We start from the raw sequence: 19,365 nt of genomic DNA on the forward strand, positions 1-19,365 counted from the left end.
CCACGACCGGCGCCGGAGGCCGTTCTAGAACGGCCGCATGAGGCGTTCGAGGAAGCGGCGCGTCCGTTCCTCCGTCGGAGCGGTGAAGATCTCGGAGGGCGCGCCGCGCTCGAGGACGACCCCGCCGTCGAGGAAGAGCACCTCGTCCGCGACGTCGCGGGCGAAGGCCAACTCGTGGGTGACGACGACCATCGTCCAGCCCTCGTCGGCGAGTCCCTTCATGACGGAGAGGACCTCCCCGACGAGCTCGGGGTCGAGAGCCGAGGTGGGCTCGTCGAAGAGCAGGAGCTGCGGACGCAGAGCGAGCGCTCGCACGATCCCGACCCTCTGCTGCTGACCACCCGACAGCTCAGCGGGGAAGGCTCCGCTCTTCTCGGCGAGGCCGACGCGTGACAAGAGGGCATGGGCCTCGTCGAGCACCTCGGCACGAGGGCGCTTCTGGACGCGCAGCGGCCCCTCCGTGACGTTCTCGAGAACGGTCAGATGCGGGAACAGGTTGTGCTGCTGGAAGACCATCGCGGAGAGGTCACGCAGCCGGTTGCGTGAGGCGTTCGTGACGGGGCGGGAGAAGTCGATCTCGAGACCTGCGCCAGCCGCGCTTATCGTTCCGCCGTCCGGGGTCTCGAGACCGTTGAGCGAGCGGAGGACGGTCGTCTTCCCGGATCCCGAGGGCCCGATGAGGCAGACCACACGCCCCGGCAGGAGATCGAGGTCGACGGACCTCAGGACGGTGTTCTCGGCGAACGACTTCGACAGCCCTCTGGCCTCGAGGACGGGCACGATCGGCGACGAGGTGGACGGAGGGTCGGTGGGATCAGGCGACATGACGTTCGAGCCTCCGTTCGAGCCGGTCCTGTCCAGCGGAGAGGACGAGGCAGATGAGCCAGTAGAACACGGCGGCCTCGATGTACAGGAGGAGGAATTCGTTGGAGAAGGCCGCGATCTGCTGCGCCACACGGAACATCTCGGTGACGAGGATGAGCGAGCAGAGAGCCGTGTCCTTCACGAGACTGATGAACGTGTTCGACAGCGGTGGCACCGAGACGCGGGCGGCCTGCGGCAGGATGATGCGGCGCAGCGCGAGCCAGCGTGGCATGCCGATCGTGTACGCCGCCTCCCATTGGCCGCGAGGGATGGAGAGGATCGCGGCACGGATGACCTCTGCGGCGTACCCGCCCACATTGAGAGAGAGCGTGATGATCGCGCTCGGCCACGGATCGATCACGATGCCGATCGACGGGAGCCCGAAGAAGATGACGTAGAGCTGGACGATGAGGGGGGTACCGCGGATCACCGAGATGTAGAACCGAGCCACTCCCGACAGCCACCAACGGCCGGACAGCCGAGCGAGTGCGGCGAGCAGGGCGATGACGATACCGATCGCGAACGAGGCCAGCGCGAGTGGGATCGTCCCGGTGACCGCGCCGACCGCGAGTGGTCCGGCCGATGACAGGATGAGGTCCCAGTCCATGTGCCCGTCTCCGGCCTACCGTGCGACGTCCTACTGGCTGACGTCCTGCCCGAAGTACTTCTCCGAGATCTCGGCCAGCGTACCGTTCGATCGCAATTCCTCGAGAGCATCGTCGACCGCGTCGACGAGGTCGTCGCTGCCCTTACGGAACGCGAACGCGTTCTCGGATGCGTCGTCGGTCTCGTCGACGAGCTTGAGCCCGGTGTCGCCGCCTTCGGTCTGTTCGTAGTCGAGGAACGTCAGCTCGTCGTTGACGGTCGCGTCGACGCGACCCTGACGTAGGAGCTCGACGGCCTGCGCCCAGCCTTCGACGGCCTCGACATTCGCGCCGTAGCCCGTCGCGACCTCGTACCAGTTGCTCGTGAGCGACTGCGCCGATGACTTCCCCGACAGGTCTTCCAGGGAGGTGATATCGGTGTTGTCCTCCGCGACGACGAGGACGCCGGGGGAGATCGTGTACGGCGTGCTGAAGTCGTAGTCGGCGAGGCGCTCCTCGTTGATCGACACCTGGTTCGCGATCACGTCGAAGCGGCCAGCGTCGAGGCCTCCGAAGATGCCGTCCCACTGGGTCTCCTGGAACTCGACGTCGACACCGAGCTCGTCCGCGACGGCGGTGATGATCTCGATGTCGTAGCCCGTGAGGTCGCCGGAGCCGTCCTCGTGGAAAGAGAACGGCCGGTACGTACCCTCTGTGCCGACGACGAGGACGCCGGCGTCCTGAACCTCGGCGAGGGTCCGCCCGTCGGCCTCGGCGGACGCCGACGAACCCGGGTTCGCTCCGGATGACGAGCACGCGGACACGCTGAGCGCACCGATGACCGCGATCGCGGCGATGACGGTGCGGGCGGCGGGGGAGGAGGTGAGGGACGACATGGGTTCCTTGCTGGGTGACGGTCGGAGGGTTTCGCAGATGGAAACTGTAGGACACGACCGGAGCGGTCGCGACATCGTATGACGGTCGATGACCGGTGGATCGCCGACCCGGGTGATCGAGCGGCGCTCTCATGTGAACATCGAATGACACCGCTGGTATTCCCCAGCAACCTGCGGCATAATCAACGATGTCGGTGGTCTCGTGTAGGCCACGGCATCAAGAGAACAGCACCGCTCATCCGTCTTGGTCGTAGGGGAAGACGTACCAGGATGATGGAGGATGAAATGGTGGCACCAGCTGCACGAGGGATGATCTTCATCCACTCGTCACCGCGCGCGCTCTGCCCACATGTCGAGTGGGCAGCCGGTCGCGCTCTCGGTCGTGCGGTGAACTTCTCGTGGACCGATCAGCCGGTCCTCGCAGGCTCTCAGAGGGCCGAGTTCTACTGGGATGGCCAGCAGGGTATGGGCGCTGCCATCGCGTCCTCTCTGCGTGGCTGGGAGCACTTGCGCTTCGAGGTCACGGAGGATCCGGGCCCCGGCGCGGACGGCGGTCGTTGGCTCCACACGCCCGATCTCGGAATCTTCTACGCGCAGACCGACAGCGCCGGCAACGTCGTCATCGCCGAGGACCGCATCCGTTACGCGATGGAGGTCGCCGGTGCGGACTCCGTCGAACTGCAGCGCGAACTCCGTGTCGCGCTCGGCCAGGCGTGGGACGACGAGCTCGAGGCCTTCCGGCATGCGAGCGATGACTCGTCCGTCATCTGGCTCCACAAGGTCGGCTGACGACCTCAGAGACCCGGTCGTCGCCCTGGCGCGGACCGTGTCGTCGGAGGGCTTCCCGGCGACATGAGTGGCGAAACGGTGTGCGACCGAGAAACGAGAGAACCCCCGGTGGAAGGCTTCCCACCGGGGGTTCTCCGCGTCCGGGTCAGCCGGCGAAGGTGCGGAACGCGGCAACGGCGTTGTGGCCGCCGAAGCCGAACGAGTTGCTGATCGCGATGTGCTCACCGTCACCCAGTGCGCGGGGTTCCGTGACGACATCGAGCGGAATCTCCGGATCGGGCTCGTTCAGGTTGATCGTCGGCGGGATGAGCGCCTCGTGCAGCGTCTTCACGACGAAGAGCGCCTCGATCGCGCCGGCACCGCCGAGGAGGTGACCGGTCGACGCCTTGGTGGCCGTCACCGGGATCTCGCCGAGACGATCCCCGAAGACGCGCTTGAGCGCGTTGTACTCCGCGATGTCGCCGACCGGAGTGGAGGTGGCGTGTGCGTTGATGTGGGCCACCTGGTCCAGGCCGTACCCGCTGTTCTCGACAGCTGCTCGCATGGCGCGCGCCGCCGCCGAGCCCTCGGGGTCTGGGGCGGTGATGTGGTACGCGTCGCTCGTCACGGCTCCACCGAGCAGCTCGGCGTAGATGCGGGCACCACGGGCCTGGGCGTGCTCGAGAGTCTCGACGACGAGTGCCGCAGCGCCTTCTCCGAGGACGAACCCGTCACGCGTGACGTCGTACGGCCGGGAGGCCGTCGACGGGTCGTCGTTGCGCTTCGAGAGAGCCTGCATCGCGGCGAACGAGGCGATCGGCAGCGGGTGGATCGCTGCCTCGGAGCCGCCCGCGACGACGACGTCGGCAAGACCGGCCTGAAGGTGGTCGTATGCGTTCGCGATCGACTCCGTGCTCGATGCACACGCCGAGACGACCGTCCGCTCACCGCCGCGTGCACCCAGATCCATGCCGATGGCCGCTGCCGGGCCGTTGGGCATGAGCATGGGGACGGTCATCGGGAGGACGCGCCGCGGGCCGCGCTCGCGGAGGGTGTCCCACGCGTCGAGAAGCGTCCAGACGCCGCCGATGCCGGTGGCCCAATCGACGAGGAGTCTCTCGGGGTCCACTCCGACGTCTCCGGCGTCTGCCCACGCCTCACGGGCGGCGATGAGGGCGAACTGGCTGGAGGGGTCGAGCCGCTTCGTCTCCTGGCGCTGCAGGATGTCTGCCGCGGGCACGGCGGCCTGCGCGGCGAAGGTGATGGGGAGGGAGAGCTCCTCGACCCATGGCTGTTCGAGGCTCCGAGCGCCTGATGCTCCTGCGAGGAGGTTGGTCCACGACTCCGTGGCCGTGCCTCCGAGGGGCGACGTGGCGCCGATGCCGGTGATGACGATTCTCTTGGTGGTCATGTCGAGAACTCTTTCTGGATCACTGCCCGAGCGCCGGGTGGCGGCGGGATGCGCTCCGCCACGTCGAGGGATGGACGGGGCGTCGATCGGTCGGACCGATCGACGCCCCGGTCTCCCTGCGCTGACGTCAGCGGGGTGATGCGGGACGGAAGGTCCCGATCAGCCCTGCGCCTTGACGATGAAGTCGACGGCGTCTCCGACCGTCTTGAGGTTCTTGACTTCCTCGTCCGGGATCTTCACGTCGAACTTCTCCTCGGCGTTGACGACGATCGTCATCATCGAGATGGAGTCGATGTCCAGGTCGTCGGTGAACGACTTGTCCAGCTCGACGGTGTCGGTGGCGATACCGGTCTCGTCGTTGACGAGCTCGGCCAGGCCGGCGAGGACTTCTTCGGTGGACAGTGCCATGGTGGGTTTCTCCTTGAGTGTCGTATGACCGCGAAACAGTCTATGGGGGAGGTGGCCCGACCGTCATTCGACCGGGCCGGGGATCTAGGGGAGGACGACGACCTGTGCGCCGAAGACGAGGCCGGCTCCGAAGCCGATCTGGAGGGCGAGTCCGCCGCTCAGCTCGGGGTTCTCCTCGAGCAGTCGGTGCGTCGCGAGCGGGATGGACGCAGCGGAGGTGTTGCCGGTCGTCGCGATGTCGCGAGCGATCGCGACATGCTCGGGGAGCTTCAGCTGCTTCGCGAACTCATCGATGATGCGCATGTTCGCCTGGTGGGGGATGAACGCGGCGAGGTCGTCCGCCGTGATGCCGGCCTCGTCGATGGCCTGCTGAGCGACCTTCGCCATCTCCCAGACGGCCCATCGGAAGACGGTCTGGCCCTCCTGCCGGAGGGTCGGCCAGACGGCCTTCCCATCGCGGAAGTCGACGAGGGTGCCGTTCATGCTCACGGCGTCGGCCTTCGAGCCGTCGGATCCCCAGACCGTTCCCGAGATGCCGGGGTAGTCGCTCGGGCCGATGACTGCGGCGCCAGCGCCGTCGCCGAGGAGGAACGAGATGCTCCGGTCCGTCGGGTCGACGATGTCGGAGAGCTTCTCGGCGCCGATCACGAGCGCGTTGCGTGCGCTGCCCGCGCGGATGAGGGCGTCGGCCTGAGCGACCGCGTAGGCGTAGCCGGCACACGCGGCGTTGAGGTCGTACGCCGCCGCAGGGTTCGCTCCGACGCGATCGGCGACGACGGCCGAGATCGATGGCGACTGCATGATGTTGCTGATCGTGGCCACGAGGACGACGTCGATCTCTGCCGGGTCGACTCCCGAGCGCTCGATGGCTTCCTTCGCCGCGGTCGTGGCGAGGTCGACGGCAGAGACTCCCTCGGAGGCTCGGGTCCGTGTGATGATCCCCGTGCGCTGCCTGATCCACTCGTCCGAGGAGTTGATGGGCTCGATGAGGTCGTCGTTCGGCACGATCCGGTCACCGCGGGCGGCACCGAGGGCGAGGATACGGGTGTAGCGGGGCCCCGTCGACTGACGGAGTTCTGGGCGTGTCATGGTGTTCCTTCTGCTCAGGCGGCGACGAGATCCGCGGCGGCCTGGAGGTCGTCGGGCGTCTTGATGGCGACGGTCGGGAGGCCCTTGAGGCCGCGTCGGGCGAGTCCGGTGAGGGCTCCGGCCGGGGCGACCTCGATGAGCCCCGTGGCTCCGGCGTCGGCGAATGCGTTCATGCAGGCGTCCCAGCGGACGGGGGAGGCGACCTGGGTCACGAGGAGGTCGAGGAATCGCGTGCCGTGCTCGACGCGGGAACCGTCGTTGTTCGTCCAGAGGGGAAGGGTGGGGTCGTGCGCCTCCGCACCGGCGACGGCGGAGGCGAGTTCCGCACGTGCGTCCTCCATGAAGCGGGTGTGGAATGCTCCGGCGACCTGCAAGGCGATGACCCGCGTGCCCGTGGGGGGTGCCGACGCGAAGGTCGCGAGGTCGTCCCTCCGTCCGGCGACCACGATCTGGCCTCCACCGTTGTAGTTGGCGGCGGAGAGACCGGCGGATTCGGCCGCGGCGACGACCTCCGCCGGATCCCCGCCGAGAACGGCGCTCATGCCCGTCGACTCGACGGAGGCCGCGTGCGCCATGGCGAGGGCGCGCACCCGCACGAGACGCAGAGCGGTCTCGTCGTCGACGACACCCGAGACGGCTGCCGCGGTGAATTCGCCGACGGAGTGGCCGGCGACGCCGCCGATTCCGGCCATGACACCCCGAGCCGACAGCGCGTGTGCCGCCACGAGTCCGGCCGCCACGATGAGGGGCTGGGCGATCGCCGTGTCACGGATCGTGTCGGCGTCGGAGACGGTGCCATGCTGGACGATGTCGATCCCCGCGGCATCGGAGAAGCCCGCGAGGAGTTCTGGCACACCGTCGAGGTCGAGCCAGGGGCTGAGGAATCCGGGAGTCTGTGAGCCCTGACCAGGGCACGCGAGGATGATCACCTGAACAGTCTGCCAAGGGTTCGGGACGCCGGGCTGTCGACATGCCACGAACATTCGGAACAAGCGTTGGTGATGGCGCACAAACCGCCGCCGGTCACCGGGCTCTCCGGGGTGGACGCGTCTCCTGCTCAGAGATGGAACCGAGAATGAGCGCAGACTGCAGGATGAGCGACTCGCGCGCGCCGGTAGCGTCCCAGCCGATCACGTCGGATACGCGTTTGAGCCGATAGCGGACGGTGTTCGGATGCACGAAGAGCTCTCGAGCCGTCGCCTCGAGCGACCGGCCGCTGTCGAGATAGCTCCACAGCGTGGTGGCGAGTTCGGGGGAGTGGGCCATGAGGGGACGGTAGATGCGTTCGACGAGCGTCGTCCGGGCCAGAGGATCCCCCGCGAGCGCCCGCTCCGGGAGGAGGTCGTCCGCCGACACGGGACGCGGTGCGTGGCGCCACGACCGCGCGACGGCGAAACCGGCGAGTGCCGCCCGCGCGCTACGGGACGCGTCGACGAGGCTGGCGACCTCGTGTCCGAGTACGAGGTGCCCCGGCCCGAAGCCGGGCTCGAGGCCCGACGCGATCTCGAGGAACGACAGCGGTTGTGGATTCGAGCCCTCGTCGCCCTCTTCCGATCGGGGTTCGGCTCGCCCGATGACGAGGACGAGGCGCTTGCCCTGGACGCCGATGAGGACGTCGGCGAGCATGTGGCGCGCCGTCCGTCTGAGCTGATCGACATCGAGGGACGGCGGCGTCGTTCCCACGAGCACGGCGACCTCACCATGGCCGTGCCACCCGAGGGCTGCGATCCTGCTCGGGAGTTCGTCGTCGGTCTCGCCGGTGAGGATCGAGTCGACGACGAGCGCCTCGAGCCGCGCGTCCCACAGCCCGCGCGCTTCCGCAGCACGCGCATAGACGTCGGCGGCCGCGAAGGCGATCTCGCGAGAGTAGAGCAGGATCGCCTCTCGCAGGTCTTCGCCACGACCGGCGACCCGCTCTTCGACGACCTCGACGGTCACACGGATCAGCTGCAGTGTCTGCTGGAGGCTCACGGAGCGAAGCAACTCGCGCGGCGCTGCTCCGAAGACGTCCGCAGCGATCCACGGTGTGGCCCGCGGGTCGTCGTACCACGCGATGAAGGAGCTGATGCCCGCCTGGGCGACGAGGCCAACGGCCGATCGTCGCCCAGGCGGCATGTCCGCGTACCAGGGCAGGGTGTCCTCGAGGCGACCGAGTGTCACCGTCGCGAGTTCACCCGAGATCCTGCGCAGCCACGCGAGGGTCTCCGGTTTGGTCCTGGCCACGGATGGGGTGTTCTTCGTCAGGACTCGCCGCCGGCGTTGCCGGTGGTGCCAGCCGTGACGTCGTGGAGGTTGTAGCGGTCGATCGCCTGCGACGGCAGGGAAGCGTCCACGACACCCTGGGCCACGAGACGCTCGAGCACCTTCACGACGACGGACGGGCCGTCGATCTTGAAGAAGCGACGAGCGGCCGCGCGGGTGTCGGAGAAGCCGAAGCCGTCGGCACCCAGGGTCGCGAAGTCGTTCGGAACGAACTGACGCACCTGGTCGGCGACCGCGTGCATGTAGTCCGTGACGGCGACGACGGGGCCTTCCGCGCCCTCGAGCTTGGTCTGCAGGTACGGAACCCGCTTCTCGTCGTCCGGGTAGAGGAAGTTGTGCTCGTCGGCCGCGAGGCCGTCTCGGCGCAGCTCCGACCACGAGGTGACCGACCAGACGTCGGCCGACACGCCCCAGTCCTCCGCGAGGAGGTGCTGGGCCTCGATGGCCCACGGCACGGAGACGCCCGACGCGAAGATCTGCGCCTTCGGACCGTCCTGCTCCGACGTCTTCACCTTGTGGATTCCGCGGACGATGCCGTCGACGTCCACGTTCTCCGGCTCGGCCGGCTGCACGATCGGCTCGTTGTACACCGTGAGGTAGTACATGACGTTCGGATCGGAGTGGTCCCCGCCGTACATGCGCTCGAGGCCGGCGCGCACGATGTGCCCGATCTCGTAGCCGTAGGCCGGGTCGTAGCTCACGACGGCCGGGTTCGTCGACGCGAGGAGTGGCGAGTGCCCGTCGGCGTGCTGGAGGCCTTCGCCCGTGAGAGTCGTGCGCCCGGCGGTCGCACCGATGACGAAACCGCGCGCCATCTGGTCGCCGGCCGCCCACAGGGCGTCGCCTGTGCGCTGGAAGCCGAACATCGAGTAGAAGACGTACACCGGGATGAGGGCCTCACCCTGCGTGGAGTACGTCGTTCCGATGTTCGTGAACGCCGCGAGTGCGCCGGCCTCGTTGATTCCGACGTGCACGATCTGCCCCTGAGGGCTCTCCTTGTACGCCAGGAGGAGCTCGCGGTCGACCGAGGTGTAGTGCTGGCCGTTCGGGTTGTAGATCTTCGCGGACGGGAAGAACGCGTCCATTCCGAACGTGCGCGCCTCGTCGGGGATGATCGGGACGATGCGGTGACCGAAGTCCTTCGATCGCAGCAGGTCCTTGAGCAGCCGGACGAACGCCATGGTGGTGGCGATCTCCTGCGTGCCAGAGCCCTTCTTGCTGATGGCGTACGCGGAGTCGTCCGGCAGGTTGAGCTGCGTGTACTTGCTGCGGCGCTCCGGCAGGTAGCCGCCGAGCGCGCGGCGGCGCTCGTGCAGGTACTGGATCGCCTCGTCGTCCTCTCCCGGGTGGAAGTACGGCGGCAGGTACGGGTTCTCCTCGAGCTTCTCGTCCGTGATGGGAATGTGCATCGCGTCGCGGAAGGTCTTGAGGTTGTCGAGCGTCATCTTCTTCATCTGGTGGGTCGCGTTGCGTCCCTCGAAGCTCGGGCCGAGGCCGTAGCCCTTGACCGTCTTCGCCAGGATGACCGTGGGCTGGCCCTTGTGCTCGGCCGCAGCCTTGAAGGCCGCGTACACCTTGCGGTAGTCGTGTCCGCCGCGCTTGAGGTTCCAGATCTGGTCGTCCGAGTAGTCCTCGACGAGCTTGAGAGCGCGCTCGTCCTTCCCGAAGAAGTGCTCGCGGATGAACGCGCCGCTCTCGGCCTTGTAAGTCTGGTAGTCGCCGTCGGGCGTCTGGTTCATGATGTTGAGGAGCGCGCCCTCGGTGTCGCGGGAGAGCAGGTCGTCCCACTCGCGGCCCCACACGACCTTGATGACGTTCCAGCCGGCCCCGCGGAAGAAGCTCTCGAGCTCCTGGATGATCTTGCCGTTTCCGCGGACCGGGCCGTCGAGACGCTGCAGGTTGCAGTTGATGACGAAGTTGAGGTTGTCGAGGCCTTCGTTCGCCGCCACCTGGAGCTGACCACGGCTCTCGACCTCGTCCATCTCGCCGTCACCGAGGAACGCCCAGACCTGCTGGTCCGACGCGTCCTTGATGCCGCGGTTGGTGAGGTACTTGTTGGCGTGCGCCTGGTAGATGGCGTTGATCGGCCCGAGGCCCATCGACACGGTGGGGAACTGCCAGAACGACGGCATGAGTCGCGGGTGCGGGTAGGACGAGAGTCCTCCGGCCTGGTGCGACTTCTCCTGTCGGAAGCCGTCGAGCTGGTCCGTCGAGAGACGGCCCTCGAGGTAGGCGCGAGCATAGGTACCGGGGGAGGCGTGGCCCTGGATGAAGATCTGGTCTCCACCGCCTGCGTGGTCCTGGCCGCGGAAGAAGTGGTTGAAGCCCACCTCGTAGAGCGCCGCGGAGGACGCGTACGTGGAGATGTGTCCGCCGACACCGATCCCTGGCCGCTGCGCACGGTGCACCGTGATCGCCGCGTTCCAACGGATCCAGGCGCGGTACTTGCGCTCGAGCTCCTCGTTGCCGGGGAACTCCGCCTCGTTCTCGGGGGCGATGGTGTTGATGTAGTCGGTGGTGGGCACCATCGGAACACCGAGGTGGAGCTCCTTCGACTGCTTCAGCAGGCTCAGCATGATCTCGCGAGCGCGTCCGCTGCCGCGGGCCTCGACGAGCGCTGCGAGCGACTCCTGCCATTCGGCCGTCTCTTCCGGATCGGAATCGCTGTGGCCTACCGAGTACGGGTCCTGATCGTGAACAGTCACCGTCGACCTTTCTGTGTGTGGCAGATCGTGCCGGGTTGAGCGGGGGATCCCGCCGTACGGCGCCGCCCTTATCGTGGGGGCGCGCCCATCCCATCCAGCCTACCCATCAGCGCATGCTCGCGCGTCACGTACCATGCCGCGCCAACGGGGTTAGGATTGCTCACCGGGTCCACGGGCGTCCGCTCGCCGACCGGCGGGCGCTACCGGAAGAAGAGGTTCATGGCACTCGAGAACGACACGAGGGCACCTGACTTCGAGCTCCTCGACCAGTACGGCGAATCCGTCCGTCTCTCGTCGTTCCGCGGGAAGAAGCCCGTCGCCGTGGTCTTCGTTCCTCTCGCATTCTCGGGAATCTGCACGAACGAGATGTGCGCCCTGAGCGAGAACCTCGCGATGTTCGCGGATGCCGGCGTCGAACTCCTGGCGATCTCCGTCGACTCGACCTTCTCACTCCGCGCGTGGGGGGAGAAGGAGAAGTTCCCGTTCCGCCTCCTCGCCGACTTCTGGCCGCACGGTCAGGTCGCCAAGGAGTACGGCGTGTTCCTCCCGGAGCGCGGTCAGGCGAATCGGGCGACGTTCCTCATCGACGTCGACGGCATCATCCGCGCGAGCTTCATCACCGCGCCGGGCGAGGCGCGCGACATCGCTGCATACCGCACGGCCCTCGACGAGATGCGCCGCATCCCCGTCTGATCGGGTGTCCCGTTCGGTCTGGCTCTACGTGGCGTGTCGACGGGATTCAGGGGCGGTCGTCCGTCGCGATAGGATCGACGCGCGCCTCCGGGCGTGAGGGGCCTTTAGCTCAGTTGGTAGAGCGCCACGTTTACACCGTGGATGTCATCGGTTCGAGCCCGGTAGGGCCCACTCATCATCCTGTCGATGCTCGAGTGCACCGTCCCCTGTCGACGGTCCCCGATGAGCAGAATCACGGCGCCATGCCCGGTTCATCAGGGCGACGGAGCGGTCACGCGGTCCTCTCGTGCAGCCGGGACCGGCAGGTCGAGCGGTGCGCCGAGCCCGTCGGCGGCTCCCGGCCCCCGACGCCTTCCGTCGAGCACGATGACCGCGGCGGCGAGCCCGACGAGCATCACGGCGCCGCCGACGAGGTCCGTCACGCTCGGCTGTTCGTGCTGCACGATCCAGGCCGCCGCGATGCCGATGACGGGCACGAGGAGGGTGAACGGGGCCACACGGCCGGCGGGGTAGCGGGCCATGAGGGAGTTCCAGATGCCGTAGCCCACGAGGGACGCGGCGACCGCGGTGTAGACGGTGCTGAGGATGGCCGTGAGCGACAGGTGCGAGAGGGCATCGCCGACCGCGACGGGTCCGTCGACGAGGAGTGAGAGGCCGAAGCTCGGGAGGGGGACGACGAGAGCGGACCACACCACCAGGGACAGTCCGGACGAGACCTTGGCGTGTCGGGTGATGACGTTTCCGGTCGCCCAGGACAGGGCGGCGGCGAGGATGAGCAGGAGGGCGAGGAGCGGCACGACCGTCGCCTGCCCGGAGATCACGACCCCCAGTCCGACCATCCCGACGACGACGCCGACGATCTGCATCCGACGCGGCTTCTCCCGCAGTGTCGCGCTCGCGAGGACGAGGGTGAAGACCACCTGCACCTGCAGGAGCAGCGACGCGAGACCAGGCGGCATCCCGGCCGCCAGGGAGAGGTAGAGGAGGGAGAACTGGCCGAGGCTCAGGAACAGCCCGACGAGCACGACGGTGGTCCATGGCGCCTTCGGCCGCGGGACGAGGAAGATCGCCGGGATCGCCACGACGACGAAGCGGAGCGCGAGGAAGAGCAGAGGGGGAACGCCGTCGAGACCCTCGTCGATGACCACGAAGTTGAATCCCCAGAGCACGACGACGAGAAGAGCGAGCGCGGTGTGGCGTGGGGTCATGATGCCAGCCTCTCAGCGCGAATCGTGCAAATCCAGCGATGCTTAGAACCCAAAAACCGGTAGCGTTCGTACATGATCGATCTCACGTCCTTGCGCTCCCTGATCGCCGTTCGCGACCTCGGAACGGTCGCGTCGGCGGCCGCGAGCCTCGACTTCACGCCGTCGGCGGTGTCCCAGCAGATCAAACGACTGGAACGCCAGACCGGCTCGGCGCTGCTCGAGAGGGTAGGGCGCCGCGTCCTCCTCACCGAACACGGTCGCCTGGTCGCGGACCGCGGCGTCGCGCTCCTCGGCGATCTGGAAGCTCTCGAGAGCATCGCGCACGCGCCAGACGCGCCCCTCACCGGGACGTTCCGCATCGCCTCGTTCTCCACGGCGAACCGAGGCCTCGTCGCGCCGCTCATCGCCCGACTGCGACGCATGGCTCCGGCTCTGCGCGTCACGACCACGGAGATGGATCCGTGGGACGTGCTCGAGGTGCTCGAGCGGGGTCGCGCGGACATGGGGCTCGTGCACAACTGGAACACGGTGACCCTCGATGTGCCGCCATCGCTCGCGACCGAGCGTCTGTTCGACGACCGCGTCGACGTCCTCGTGCCCGCGGATCACCGCTTCGCCGACCGCGCCGCCGTGACGCCCGCCGAACTCGGAGAGGAGACGTGGGTGAGCACGCTCGCCGGCACCATCTGTCACCAGGGGCTCTGCCAGCTGCTCGCCGGGGCCGGTCATCACGCGGACATCGCCTACTACGACGCCGACTACACGTCCCACATCGCGATGGTCGACGCGGGGATCTCCGTGGCGCTTCTCCCGCGTCTCGGGCGGCCGTCCCTTCCCGACGGCGTCGTCCCCGTTCCCGTCCAGGACACGACGCCCTTCCGTGAGGTCTCCGCAGTGTGGCGTCGCTCGACAGCGGAGAACCCGGCACTCGCCTCCGTCCGCCGTGAGCTCGCGGTGCTCATCACGGAGCGGGAGTGACGCTCCCGGAACGGGCCGTCACCCGCGGAGTGCGAGGGCCTCGCTGACCCAGCGCGTGTAGCGCGCCCACGGGTCGTCGACACCGGCGGCGATGCCGGCGATGTGCCGGTCGAGCGGAGGGGCTGGGGAGAACCACTCCGATCGACCCTGTCGGAGAGCGGCGAACTGCTCGTGCCGTCTCCGCTCCACGAGACGGTCGCCGCGCTCGAAGGCGAGGACGTCGTCGTGCCAGAGTCGCTGAAGGCGCTGTCGCGGATTCGCCGTGGTCCCGATCTTGATGCGGCCGTCGAAGCGGATGTAGTAGACGACGTCGATCCGTGGCGGCGGCAGTTCGCCGTCGAGGACCTCGCCGACGCGCCACTCGCAGACGGCGCAGACCCACCCTGACGGGTACCGCGCACCGAGACGTGACCCGCAGACCCGGCAGGGTGCGGGAAGCAGATCCGTCCGGCCCGTCTCGGTCTCGATCCATTCGGAGACGGCGTCGACGTGTCCCGCACAGAGGGGGACGGGCGCTCCGATGGACGGCAGGCCGCAGCTGACTCCCGAGCCGGAGGGTGCGACGCACGTCGCGAGGGGTTCGAACACATGTTCGATCATGACCATCGGACGCTGTCCGCGCAAGCGCCTGGGCGGCGCGTCAGGCTCGAAGCGGTGGGCTCAGGGAGTCGGGGCGTCTGCGTCGTAGTGGCGGAAGCTCGGGGCAAGCCGAAGGCACAATGCGATGAGCGCGATGATGAGGAACCCACCGAGGAGAGGTGGGACCCAGACGGCGACGATGAGGGCCAGCACACCGACGTAGAAGTCGCCGACCCGCGGCCCGCCCGTCACGACGACCGTGAAGATCCCCTGGAGACGACCCCGCATGTTGTCGGGCACGGCTGTCTGGAGGATCGTGTTGCGGAAGATCGAACTCACGTTGTCTGCTGCACCCGTCCCCGCCATCATGAGGGCTGCGATCCCGAGTGCGACGAGATCGGCGCCGGCGATGTCCGGGTCGGACCGGGACGATCCGGTGAGCACGAGGACGGCGAGGACCGCTCCGAAGCCGGCCACGAACGCGCCGTACACGCCGATGGCCCAACCGATCGCGACGCCGTGCTTCCGGACGAGACCGATCCGACCCGAGAACAGGCTGCATACCAGGGTGCCGACGGCGCTCGCCGCCGTCAGGACGCCAACGGTCACGGCGCCCCCGCCGATCACGAGAGCACCGACGGCGGGGAAGAGCGCGTGCGGGCGACCGAACGTCATCGCGATGATGTCGACGATGAACGACATGCGGACGTTCGGGGCGCCCTTCAAGAACCGCAGACCGGTCTTCACCGACTCGAGGCCCGGTCTGCTCGTCTCGCCCTCTGGGCGGATGGCCGGGAGGGTCACGATGCCGAGGAAAGCGGCAGTGAAGAGGATGACGTCGATCGCATACGTCCACCCGAAGCCCACCGCGGCGACGAGCACACCGGCGAGCGCCGGACCCACCGTCACCATCACGCCCATGCTCACGCCGCCGAGGGCCGATGCGGCCGGGAGGAGTTCACGCGGCACGAGCCTCGGCACGATCGCCTGTCGCGCGGTTCCCGTGATGGTCGCTGCCACCGAGGTCACCGTCGTGAGCAGATAGAACGGCCACACCTGCTCGAATCCGCTCCACGCGACGAGGACGAGGCCGATCGTCGAGAGCCATGCGACGGTCGACGAGGCGAGTGCCAGCCGCCGGCGATCGAACGCATCGGCCAGCATGCCGCCGTAGAGCCCCGCGGCGATCATCGGCACGAGCGCGAGCGTTCCCACCATCGCGACGGCGAACGTCGATCCGGTGAGTTCGTAGATGTGGAGACCCACCGCGACGATCGTCATCTGGCCGCCGATACCGGCGATCGCGCTTCCCGCCCACAGCCGCGCGAACGCGGGGCTCTCACGGAGCGGGGAGATGTCGATCAGATGTCCGCGCCTCGGGGACGGAGGAGGAGCTGATGGCACCAGAGGAGTCTATGCCGCTCTCGGGCGCTCGCCGCCGGTGGTGGAGATCAGTGAGGTTCGTGCTCGAGACGGCGGAACCGGAACGGTACTCCCGTCCGTGAGACCGTCCAGCCATCGGTCGGGGTGCGCGACGCCTCGACCCAGGTCCCGTCGATCGCCGGCGCGAGCGTGTCGCCCGGGACCACGAGGTCCAGTTCCGTGAGCTCGATCACATCTGCTCGCCCGATCGCCTCGGCGTAGAGGGAACCCCCTCCGATCACCCACACGTCCTCATCGCCGGCGAGAGTCAACGCCTCGTCCAGGGAGCGCGCCCGCTCCGCGCCGTCCGATTCCCACGCGTCGTCCCGCGTGAGGACGATGTTGCGGCGCCCGGGCAGCGGGCGGAACCGTTCGGGGAACGACTCCCACGTGCGCCTGCCCATGATCACCGTGGAGCCCAGCGTCACGGCTTTGAAGTGAGCGAGATCCTCGGGGACGTGCCACGGCATTCCGCCGTCGCGGCCGATGACGCCGCCGTGGGCCTGTGCCCACACGAGACCGAGCACGCCGATCAGACGGCGACGGCCGCACGGATGGCGGGGTGGTGCTCGTACCCCTCCACGACGAGGTCCTCGAACGTGTAGTCCGAGATGTCCGCGTGCTCACCCGTGATGCGCAGGGTGGGGAGCGGGAAGGGGTCGCGCGAGAGCTGCTCCATCACCTGGTCGACGTGGTTGTCGTAGATGTGGCAATCGCCGCCGGTCCAGATGAATTCGCCGACCTCGAGACCCGTCTGCGCCGCCACGAGGTGGGTGAGCAACGCGTAGCTCGCGATGTTGAAGGGCACGCCGAGGAACATGTCTGCGCTGCGCTGGTACAGCTGGCACGACAGTCTGCCGTCGGCCACGTAGAACTGGAAGAGGGCATGACACGGAGCGAGCGCCATGTTCGGGACGTCTGCGACGTTCCATGCCGACACGATGAGGCGGCGCGAATCGGGGTCCCGGCGGATCGTGTCGATGATCTGAGCGAGCTGGTCGATGTGTCCGCCGTCGGGTGTCGGCCACGATCGCCACTGGACGCCGTAGACCGGCCCGAGCTCGCCGGCGTCGTCGGCCCACTCGTCCCAGATCGTCACGCCGTGGTCGGTGAGCCAGGTGATGTTCCCATCGCCGCGCAGGAACCAGAGGAGTTCGTACGCGATCGAGCGGAAGTGCACGCGCTTCGTCGTGATGAGGGGGAAGCCCTCAGCGAGGTCGAACCGGATCTGCCGACCGAAGACGCTCCGCGTCCCCGTGCCCGTGCGATCGGACTTCGGCGTGCCGTTCTCGAGCACGTCCCTCAACAGGTCTTCGTACGGGGTGGCGATCGGCGTCTCGTTCATCCCCTCGATGGTACCGCCGGGGGCCGTCGTCGGTGCGGACGACACCGCCGCGGTTTCGCGGATCACGTAGGGTGTTGCTCGTGTCGTACGCGGTGAGAGAGGTCCTGCAGGCGGTCGAGCGGCTCTGGCCGGCGGCCGGCGCGTCGTCGTGGGACGAGACCGGACTCGTCTGCGGCCACCCGGACGACGAAATCTCCCGCGTCGCCTTCGTGGTGGACGTCGTCGGTGACACCGTCGACGAGGCCGTCGAGGAGAGCACCGACCTCATCGTGGCGCATCATCCGCTGCTCCTGCGCGGCGTCACGAGCCTCGCCGGCGACACGGTGAAAGGCTCTCTCGTCACGCGTCTCGTCCGCGCCCGATGCGCCCTTCTCTCGGCCCATACCAACGCGGACGTCGTGGCCGAGGGGACCTCCGGAGTGCTCGCGTCCCTGCTTCGCCTCACAGACGTCCGCCCCCTTGAGCCCGACGCGACGGGAGAGGCGGGAATCGGGCGGATCGGACGACTGCCTTCCCCGACGACCCTCGGCGCGCTCGCCGCGTCGCTGTCGCAGATCCTCCCCGCCACTGCTGGCGGCATCCGCGCGGCCGGGCACTACGACGCCCCCGTATCCACCGTGGCGCTCTGCGCCGGCGCGGGCGATTCGCTCCTCGATCACCCCTCGGTCCTCGCCGCCGATGTCTACATCACGAGCGACCTGCGCCACCACCCGGCGTCCGATGCACGCGACCGTGCACTGCTCGGAGCGGGTCCGGCGCTTCTCGATACGTCGCACTGGGCGAGCGAGTGGCTCTGGCTCGAGGCCGGCGCTCGGCAGCTACGTGCTGAACTCCCCGAACTCGACGTGCGCGTGAGCGATCTGCGGACCGATCCGTGGGACTTCGTCGTCACGCAGTAGCGCTCGCGCACCCCTATCCCGAAGTGAGAATCACATGAAAGCCAACCCAGCCGCCCAGCGTTCGCTGCTCGACCTGCAGACCGTCGACACCAACGTGACGCGCGTAGCCCACCGGAAGGGGCACCTCCCCGAGATCGCCGCGATCGCGGCGCTCGTGGCCGACAGGGACGCGCTGCGGGGACGTCTCGCGACCGAACTCGGCGCCGTCGAGGACGCACGCACGGATCTTGCCCGGATCGAGTCCGACGTGGCCGTCGTCGACTCCCGGATCGCCCGGGACACGGAGCGGTTGAACGGCTCGTCGTCCGCCAAGGACGCCTCGGCTCTCGAGTCGGAGCTCCTGTCGCTCGCGCGGCGCAAGGAGAACCTCGAGGACGCCGAGCTCGAGGTCATGGAGCGACTCGAGGCCGCCGAGGCGGTCTACGGCGAGACCGCCGCGTCGGACCGTTCGCTGTCCGAGCGCATCGCGGAGCTCGAAGCGACGCGCGACGCGAGCCGTGCCGATCTAGACCAGGAGCTCGCGGCGCTCGAGGCATCGCGCTCCAGCCTCGTCTCGACGATCGACGATGCCCTGGTCACGGCGTACGAACGCTCCCGTGCACGGAGCGGTTTCGGGGCGGCGCTGCTCCGGGCGGGAACGTGTGGAGCCTGCACGATGACCCTCACGGGCAACGACCTCGCGACGGTGCGTTCCGCTCCGGCTGACGACGTGCTCTCGTGCCCGGAATGCGGCGCGATCCTCGTCCGTACGGAGGAGTCTGGGCTCTGACCGCATGAGCCATCGACGGGGGCCGCGCTAGGATCGACCTCGTGAACGGGTCGGCAAGACGGCTGCGTCGTTCGCGCGGGTCTCCCGCGCGGACGCCGAGGAACGTCCGGGCTCCGCAGAGCAGGGCGGTGGGTAACACCCACCCGGGGCAACCCGCGAGACAGTGCAACAGAGAACAGACCGCCTCAGGTGCTCGTCACCTGCGGTAAGGGTGAAACGGTGGTGTAAGAGACCACCAGCGGCCGGGGTGACCCGGTCGGCTCGGTAAACCTCGCCCGGAGCAAGGTCAGACAGGGGACCATGGGGCTGCTCGTCCCGTCCCCGGGTAGGCCGCTAGAGGGGTGCGGCAACGTACTCCCGAGAGAGATGGTCGTCGGCGACATCCGTGTCGTCACAGAACCCGGCGTATCAGCCGGCCCGTTCACCTCGAGCATCACGCGCGAGCCGCAGGTCGTCGAGACCGGCGGCTCGCTCGCCTCCGTCGG

At 68.3% G+C, this 19,365-nt stretch carries 19 protein-coding genes, 1 tRNA gene and 1 other RNA gene; 7 read left to right on the forward strand and 14 right to left on the reverse strand.

Annotated features, from left to right (window positions below):
- Positions 1-24: 24 nt before the first annotated feature.
- The 3 genes from CLV49_RS14990 to CLV49_RS15000 are packed head-to-tail and all read right to left on the reverse strand — an operon-like array spanning position 25 to position 2,344.
- Positions 25-825, reverse strand: a complete 801-nt coding sequence (locus CLV49_RS14990) for an amino acid ABC transporter ATP-binding protein (RefSeq protein WP_106564260.1) — start codon at positions 823-825, stop codon at positions 25-27.
- Positions 815-1,471, reverse strand: a complete 657-nt coding sequence (locus CLV49_RS14995) for an amino acid ABC transporter permease (protein WP_106564261.1) — start codon at positions 1,469-1,471, stop codon at positions 815-817. Before CLV49_RS14995 ends, CLV49_RS14990 begins: the two co-directional genes overlap by 11 nt.
- A gap of 30 nt (positions 1,472-1,501) precedes the next feature.
- Positions 1,502-2,344, reverse strand: coding sequence for an amino acid ABC transporter substrate-binding protein (locus CLV49_RS15000; RefSeq protein WP_106564262.1), 843 nt, complete (start codon positions 2,342-2,344; stop codon positions 1,502-1,504).
- 285 nt (positions 2,345-2,629) lie between these two features.
- Between CLV49_RS15000 and CLV49_RS15005 the strand changes: the two genes are divergently transcribed.
- On the forward strand, positions 2,630-3,133 hold the full coding sequence (locus CLV49_RS15005; RefSeq protein ID WP_166426843.1) for a DUF3145 domain-containing protein: 504 nt from the start codon (positions 2,630-2,632) through the stop codon (positions 3,131-3,133).
- Positions 3,134-3,278: 145 nt separating this feature from the next.
- On the opposite strand, the gene CLV49_RS15010 is transcribed toward CLV49_RS15005, so the two are convergent.
- From CLV49_RS15010 to aceE, 6 genes are all read right to left on the reverse strand, one after another.
- A complete protein-coding gene (locus CLV49_RS15010; RefSeq protein ID WP_106564264.1) occupies positions 3,279-4,523 on the reverse strand; it encodes a beta-ketoacyl-[acyl-carrier-protein] synthase family protein in 1,245 nt (414 codons plus the stop codon).
- A 159-nt stretch (positions 4,524-4,682) separates the two neighbouring features.
- The gene (locus CLV49_RS15015; RefSeq protein WP_106564265.1) at positions 4,683-4,931 is read right to left on the reverse strand and encodes an acyl carrier protein; all 249 of its coding nucleotides are present in this window, start codon (positions 4,929-4,931) and stop codon (positions 4,683-4,685) included.
- An 84-nt stretch (positions 4,932-5,015) separates the two neighbouring features.
- Positions 5,016-6,020: a beta-ketoacyl-ACP synthase III gene (locus CLV49_RS15020; protein WP_106564266.1), complete on the reverse strand. Its 1,005-nt coding sequence runs from the start codon at positions 6,018-6,020 to the stop codon at positions 5,016-5,018.
- Between the two features lie 14 nt (positions 6,021-6,034).
- Positions 6,035-6,949, reverse strand: coding sequence for an ACP S-malonyltransferase (locus CLV49_RS15025; RefSeq protein WP_106564267.1), 915 nt, complete (start codon positions 6,947-6,949; stop codon positions 6,035-6,037).
- Between the two features lie 94 nt (positions 6,950-7,043).
- Positions 7,044-8,243 (reverse strand): PucR family transcriptional regulator, encoded by a 1,200-nt coding sequence (locus CLV49_RS15030; protein ID WP_106564268.1) that lies wholly within the window; start codon positions 8,241-8,243, stop codon positions 7,044-7,046.
- A 17-nt stretch (positions 8,244-8,260) separates the two neighbouring features.
- Positions 8,261-10,987, reverse strand: coding sequence for a pyruvate dehydrogenase (acetyl-transferring), homodimeric type (gene aceE / locus CLV49_RS15035; RefSeq protein ID WP_106564269.1), 2,727 nt, complete (start codon positions 10,985-10,987; stop codon positions 8,261-8,263).
- A 219-nt stretch (positions 10,988-11,206) separates the two neighbouring features.
- Between aceE and CLV49_RS15040 the strand changes: the two genes are divergently transcribed.
- Both CLV49_RS15040 and CLV49_RS15045 read left to right on the forward strand, forming a co-directional pair.
- Positions 11,207-11,680 carry a peroxiredoxin gene (locus CLV49_RS15040; RefSeq protein ID WP_106565144.1) on the forward strand — a complete coding sequence of 158 codons (474 nt, stop codon included), beginning with the start codon at positions 11,207-11,209 and terminating at the stop codon, positions 11,678-11,680.
- A gap of 98 nt (positions 11,681-11,778) precedes the next feature.
- Positions 11,779-11,851 (forward strand) — tRNA-Val (locus tag CLV49_RS15045).
- Positions 11,852-11,934: 83 nt separating this feature from the next.
- Here CLV49_RS15045 and CLV49_RS15050 read toward each other — a convergent pair.
- Positions 11,935-12,888: an EamA family transporter gene (locus CLV49_RS15050; RefSeq protein ID WP_106564270.1), complete on the reverse strand. Its 954-nt coding sequence runs from the start codon at positions 12,886-12,888 to the stop codon at positions 11,935-11,937.
- A gap of 72 nt (positions 12,889-12,960) precedes the next feature.
- Between CLV49_RS15050 and CLV49_RS15055 the strand changes: the two genes are divergently transcribed.
- Positions 12,961-13,866: a LysR family transcriptional regulator gene (locus CLV49_RS15055; protein ID WP_106564271.1), complete on the forward strand. Its 906-nt coding sequence runs from the start codon at positions 12,961-12,963 to the stop codon at positions 13,864-13,866.
- Positions 13,867-13,884: 18 nt separating this feature from the next.
- Here CLV49_RS15055 and CLV49_RS15060 read toward each other — a convergent pair whose 3' ends face one another.
- The 4 genes from CLV49_RS15060 to CLV49_RS15075 form a co-directional block, all read right to left on the reverse strand.
- On the reverse strand, positions 13,885-14,466 hold the full coding sequence (locus CLV49_RS15060; RefSeq protein ID WP_243696540.1) for a GIY-YIG nuclease family protein: 582 nt from the start codon (positions 14,464-14,466) through the stop codon (positions 13,885-13,887).
- Positions 14,467-14,526: 60 nt separating this feature from the next.
- Complete coding sequence (locus tag CLV49_RS15065) at positions 14,527-15,852, reverse strand: MFS transporter (RefSeq protein ID WP_106564272.1); 1,326 nt, start codon at positions 15,850-15,852, stop codon at positions 14,527-14,529.
- A 44-nt stretch (positions 15,853-15,896) separates the two neighbouring features.
- Entirely contained in the window at positions 15,897-16,337 is a 441-nt protein-coding gene (locus CLV49_RS15070; protein WP_424978730.1) for a dihydrofolate reductase, read from the reverse strand.
- A 62-nt stretch (positions 16,338-16,399) separates the two neighbouring features.
- A complete protein-coding gene (locus CLV49_RS15075; RefSeq protein ID WP_106564274.1) occupies positions 16,400-17,212 on the reverse strand; it encodes a thymidylate synthase in 813 nt (270 codons plus the stop codon).
- Between the two features lie 80 nt (positions 17,213-17,292).
- Between CLV49_RS15075 and CLV49_RS15080 the strand changes: the two genes are divergently transcribed.
- The 3 genes from CLV49_RS15080 to rnpB all read left to right on the forward strand — a co-directional run bounded on the left by CLV49_RS15080 (position 17,293) and on the right by rnpB (position 19,304).
- The gene (locus CLV49_RS15080) at positions 17,293-18,111 is read left to right on the forward strand and encodes a Nif3-like dinuclear metal center hexameric protein (RefSeq protein WP_106565146.1); all 819 of its coding nucleotides are present in this window, start codon (positions 17,293-17,295) and stop codon (positions 18,109-18,111) included.
- 34 nt (positions 18,112-18,145) lie between these two features.
- Positions 18,146-18,880, forward strand: a complete 735-nt coding sequence (locus CLV49_RS15085) for a zinc ribbon domain-containing protein (protein WP_106564275.1) — start codon at positions 18,146-18,148, stop codon at positions 18,878-18,880.
- Positions 18,881-18,926: 46 nt separating this feature from the next.
- An RNA gene (rnpB, locus tag CLV49_RS15090) (RNase P RNA component class A) lies at positions 18,927-19,304 on the forward strand.
- Positions 19,305-19,365: the final 61 nt, after the last annotated feature.

The organism is Labedella gwakjiensis (assembly GCF_003014675.1).
Lineage (GTDB): Bacteria > Actinomycetota > Actinomycetes > Actinomycetales > Microbacteriaceae > Labedella > Labedella gwakjiensis.

What these genes read in the sequence shown, in the direction of transcription:
- CLV49_RS14990 (WP_106564260.1), bottom strand. Translation starts at nt 825, where the DNA reads ATGTCGCCTGATCCCACCGACCCTCCGTCCACCTCGTCGCCGATCGTG.
- CLV49_RS14995 (WP_106564261.1), bottom strand. Translation starts at nt 1,471, where the DNA reads ATGGACTGGGACCTCATCCTGTCATCGGCCGGACCACTCGCGGTCGGC.
- CLV49_RS15000 (WP_106564262.1), bottom strand. Translation starts at nt 2,344, where the DNA reads ATGTCGTCCCTCACCTCCTCCCCCGCCGCCCGCACCGTCATCGCCGCG.
- CLV49_RS15005 (WP_166426843.1), top strand. Translation starts at nt 2,630, where the DNA reads ATGGTGGCACCAGCTGCACGAGGGATGATCTTCATCCACTCGTCACCG.
- CLV49_RS15010 (WP_106564264.1), bottom strand. Translation starts at nt 4,523, where the DNA reads ATGACCACCAAGAGAATCGTCATCACCGGCATCGGCGCCACGTCGCCC.
- CLV49_RS15015 (WP_106564265.1), bottom strand. Translation starts at nt 4,931, where the DNA reads ATGGCACTGTCCACCGAAGAAGTCCTCGCCGGCCTGGCCGAGCTCGTC.
- CLV49_RS15020 (WP_106564266.1), bottom strand. Translation starts at nt 6,020, where the DNA reads ATGACACGCCCAGAACTCCGTCAGTCGACGGGGCCCCGCTACACCCGT.
- CLV49_RS15040 (WP_106565144.1), top strand. Translation starts at nt 11,207, where the DNA reads ATGGCACTCGAGAACGACACGAGGGCACCTGACTTCGAGCTCCTCGAC.
- CLV49_RS15050 (WP_106564270.1), bottom strand. Translation starts at nt 12,888, where the DNA reads ATGACCCCACGCCACACCGCGCTCGCTCTTCTCGTCGTCGTGCTCTGG.
- CLV49_RS15055 (WP_106564271.1), top strand. Translation starts at nt 12,961, where the DNA reads ATGATCGATCTCACGTCCTTGCGCTCCCTGATCGCCGTTCGCGACCTC.
- CLV49_RS15060 (WP_243696540.1), bottom strand. Translation starts at nt 14,466, where the DNA reads ATGATCGAACATGTGTTCGAACCCCTCGCGACGTGCGTCGCACCCTCC.
- CLV49_RS15070 (WP_424978730.1), bottom strand. Translation starts at nt 16,337, where the DNA reads ATGCCGTGGCACGTCCCCGAGGATCTCGCTCACTTCAAAGCCGTGACG.
- CLV49_RS15075 (WP_106564274.1), bottom strand. Translation starts at nt 17,212, where the DNA reads ATGAACGAGACGCCGATCGCCACCCCGTACGAAGACCTGTTGAGGGAC.
- CLV49_RS15085 (WP_106564275.1), top strand. Translation starts at nt 18,146, where the DNA reads ATGAAAGCCAACCCAGCCGCCCAGCGTTCGCTGCTCGACCTGCAGACC.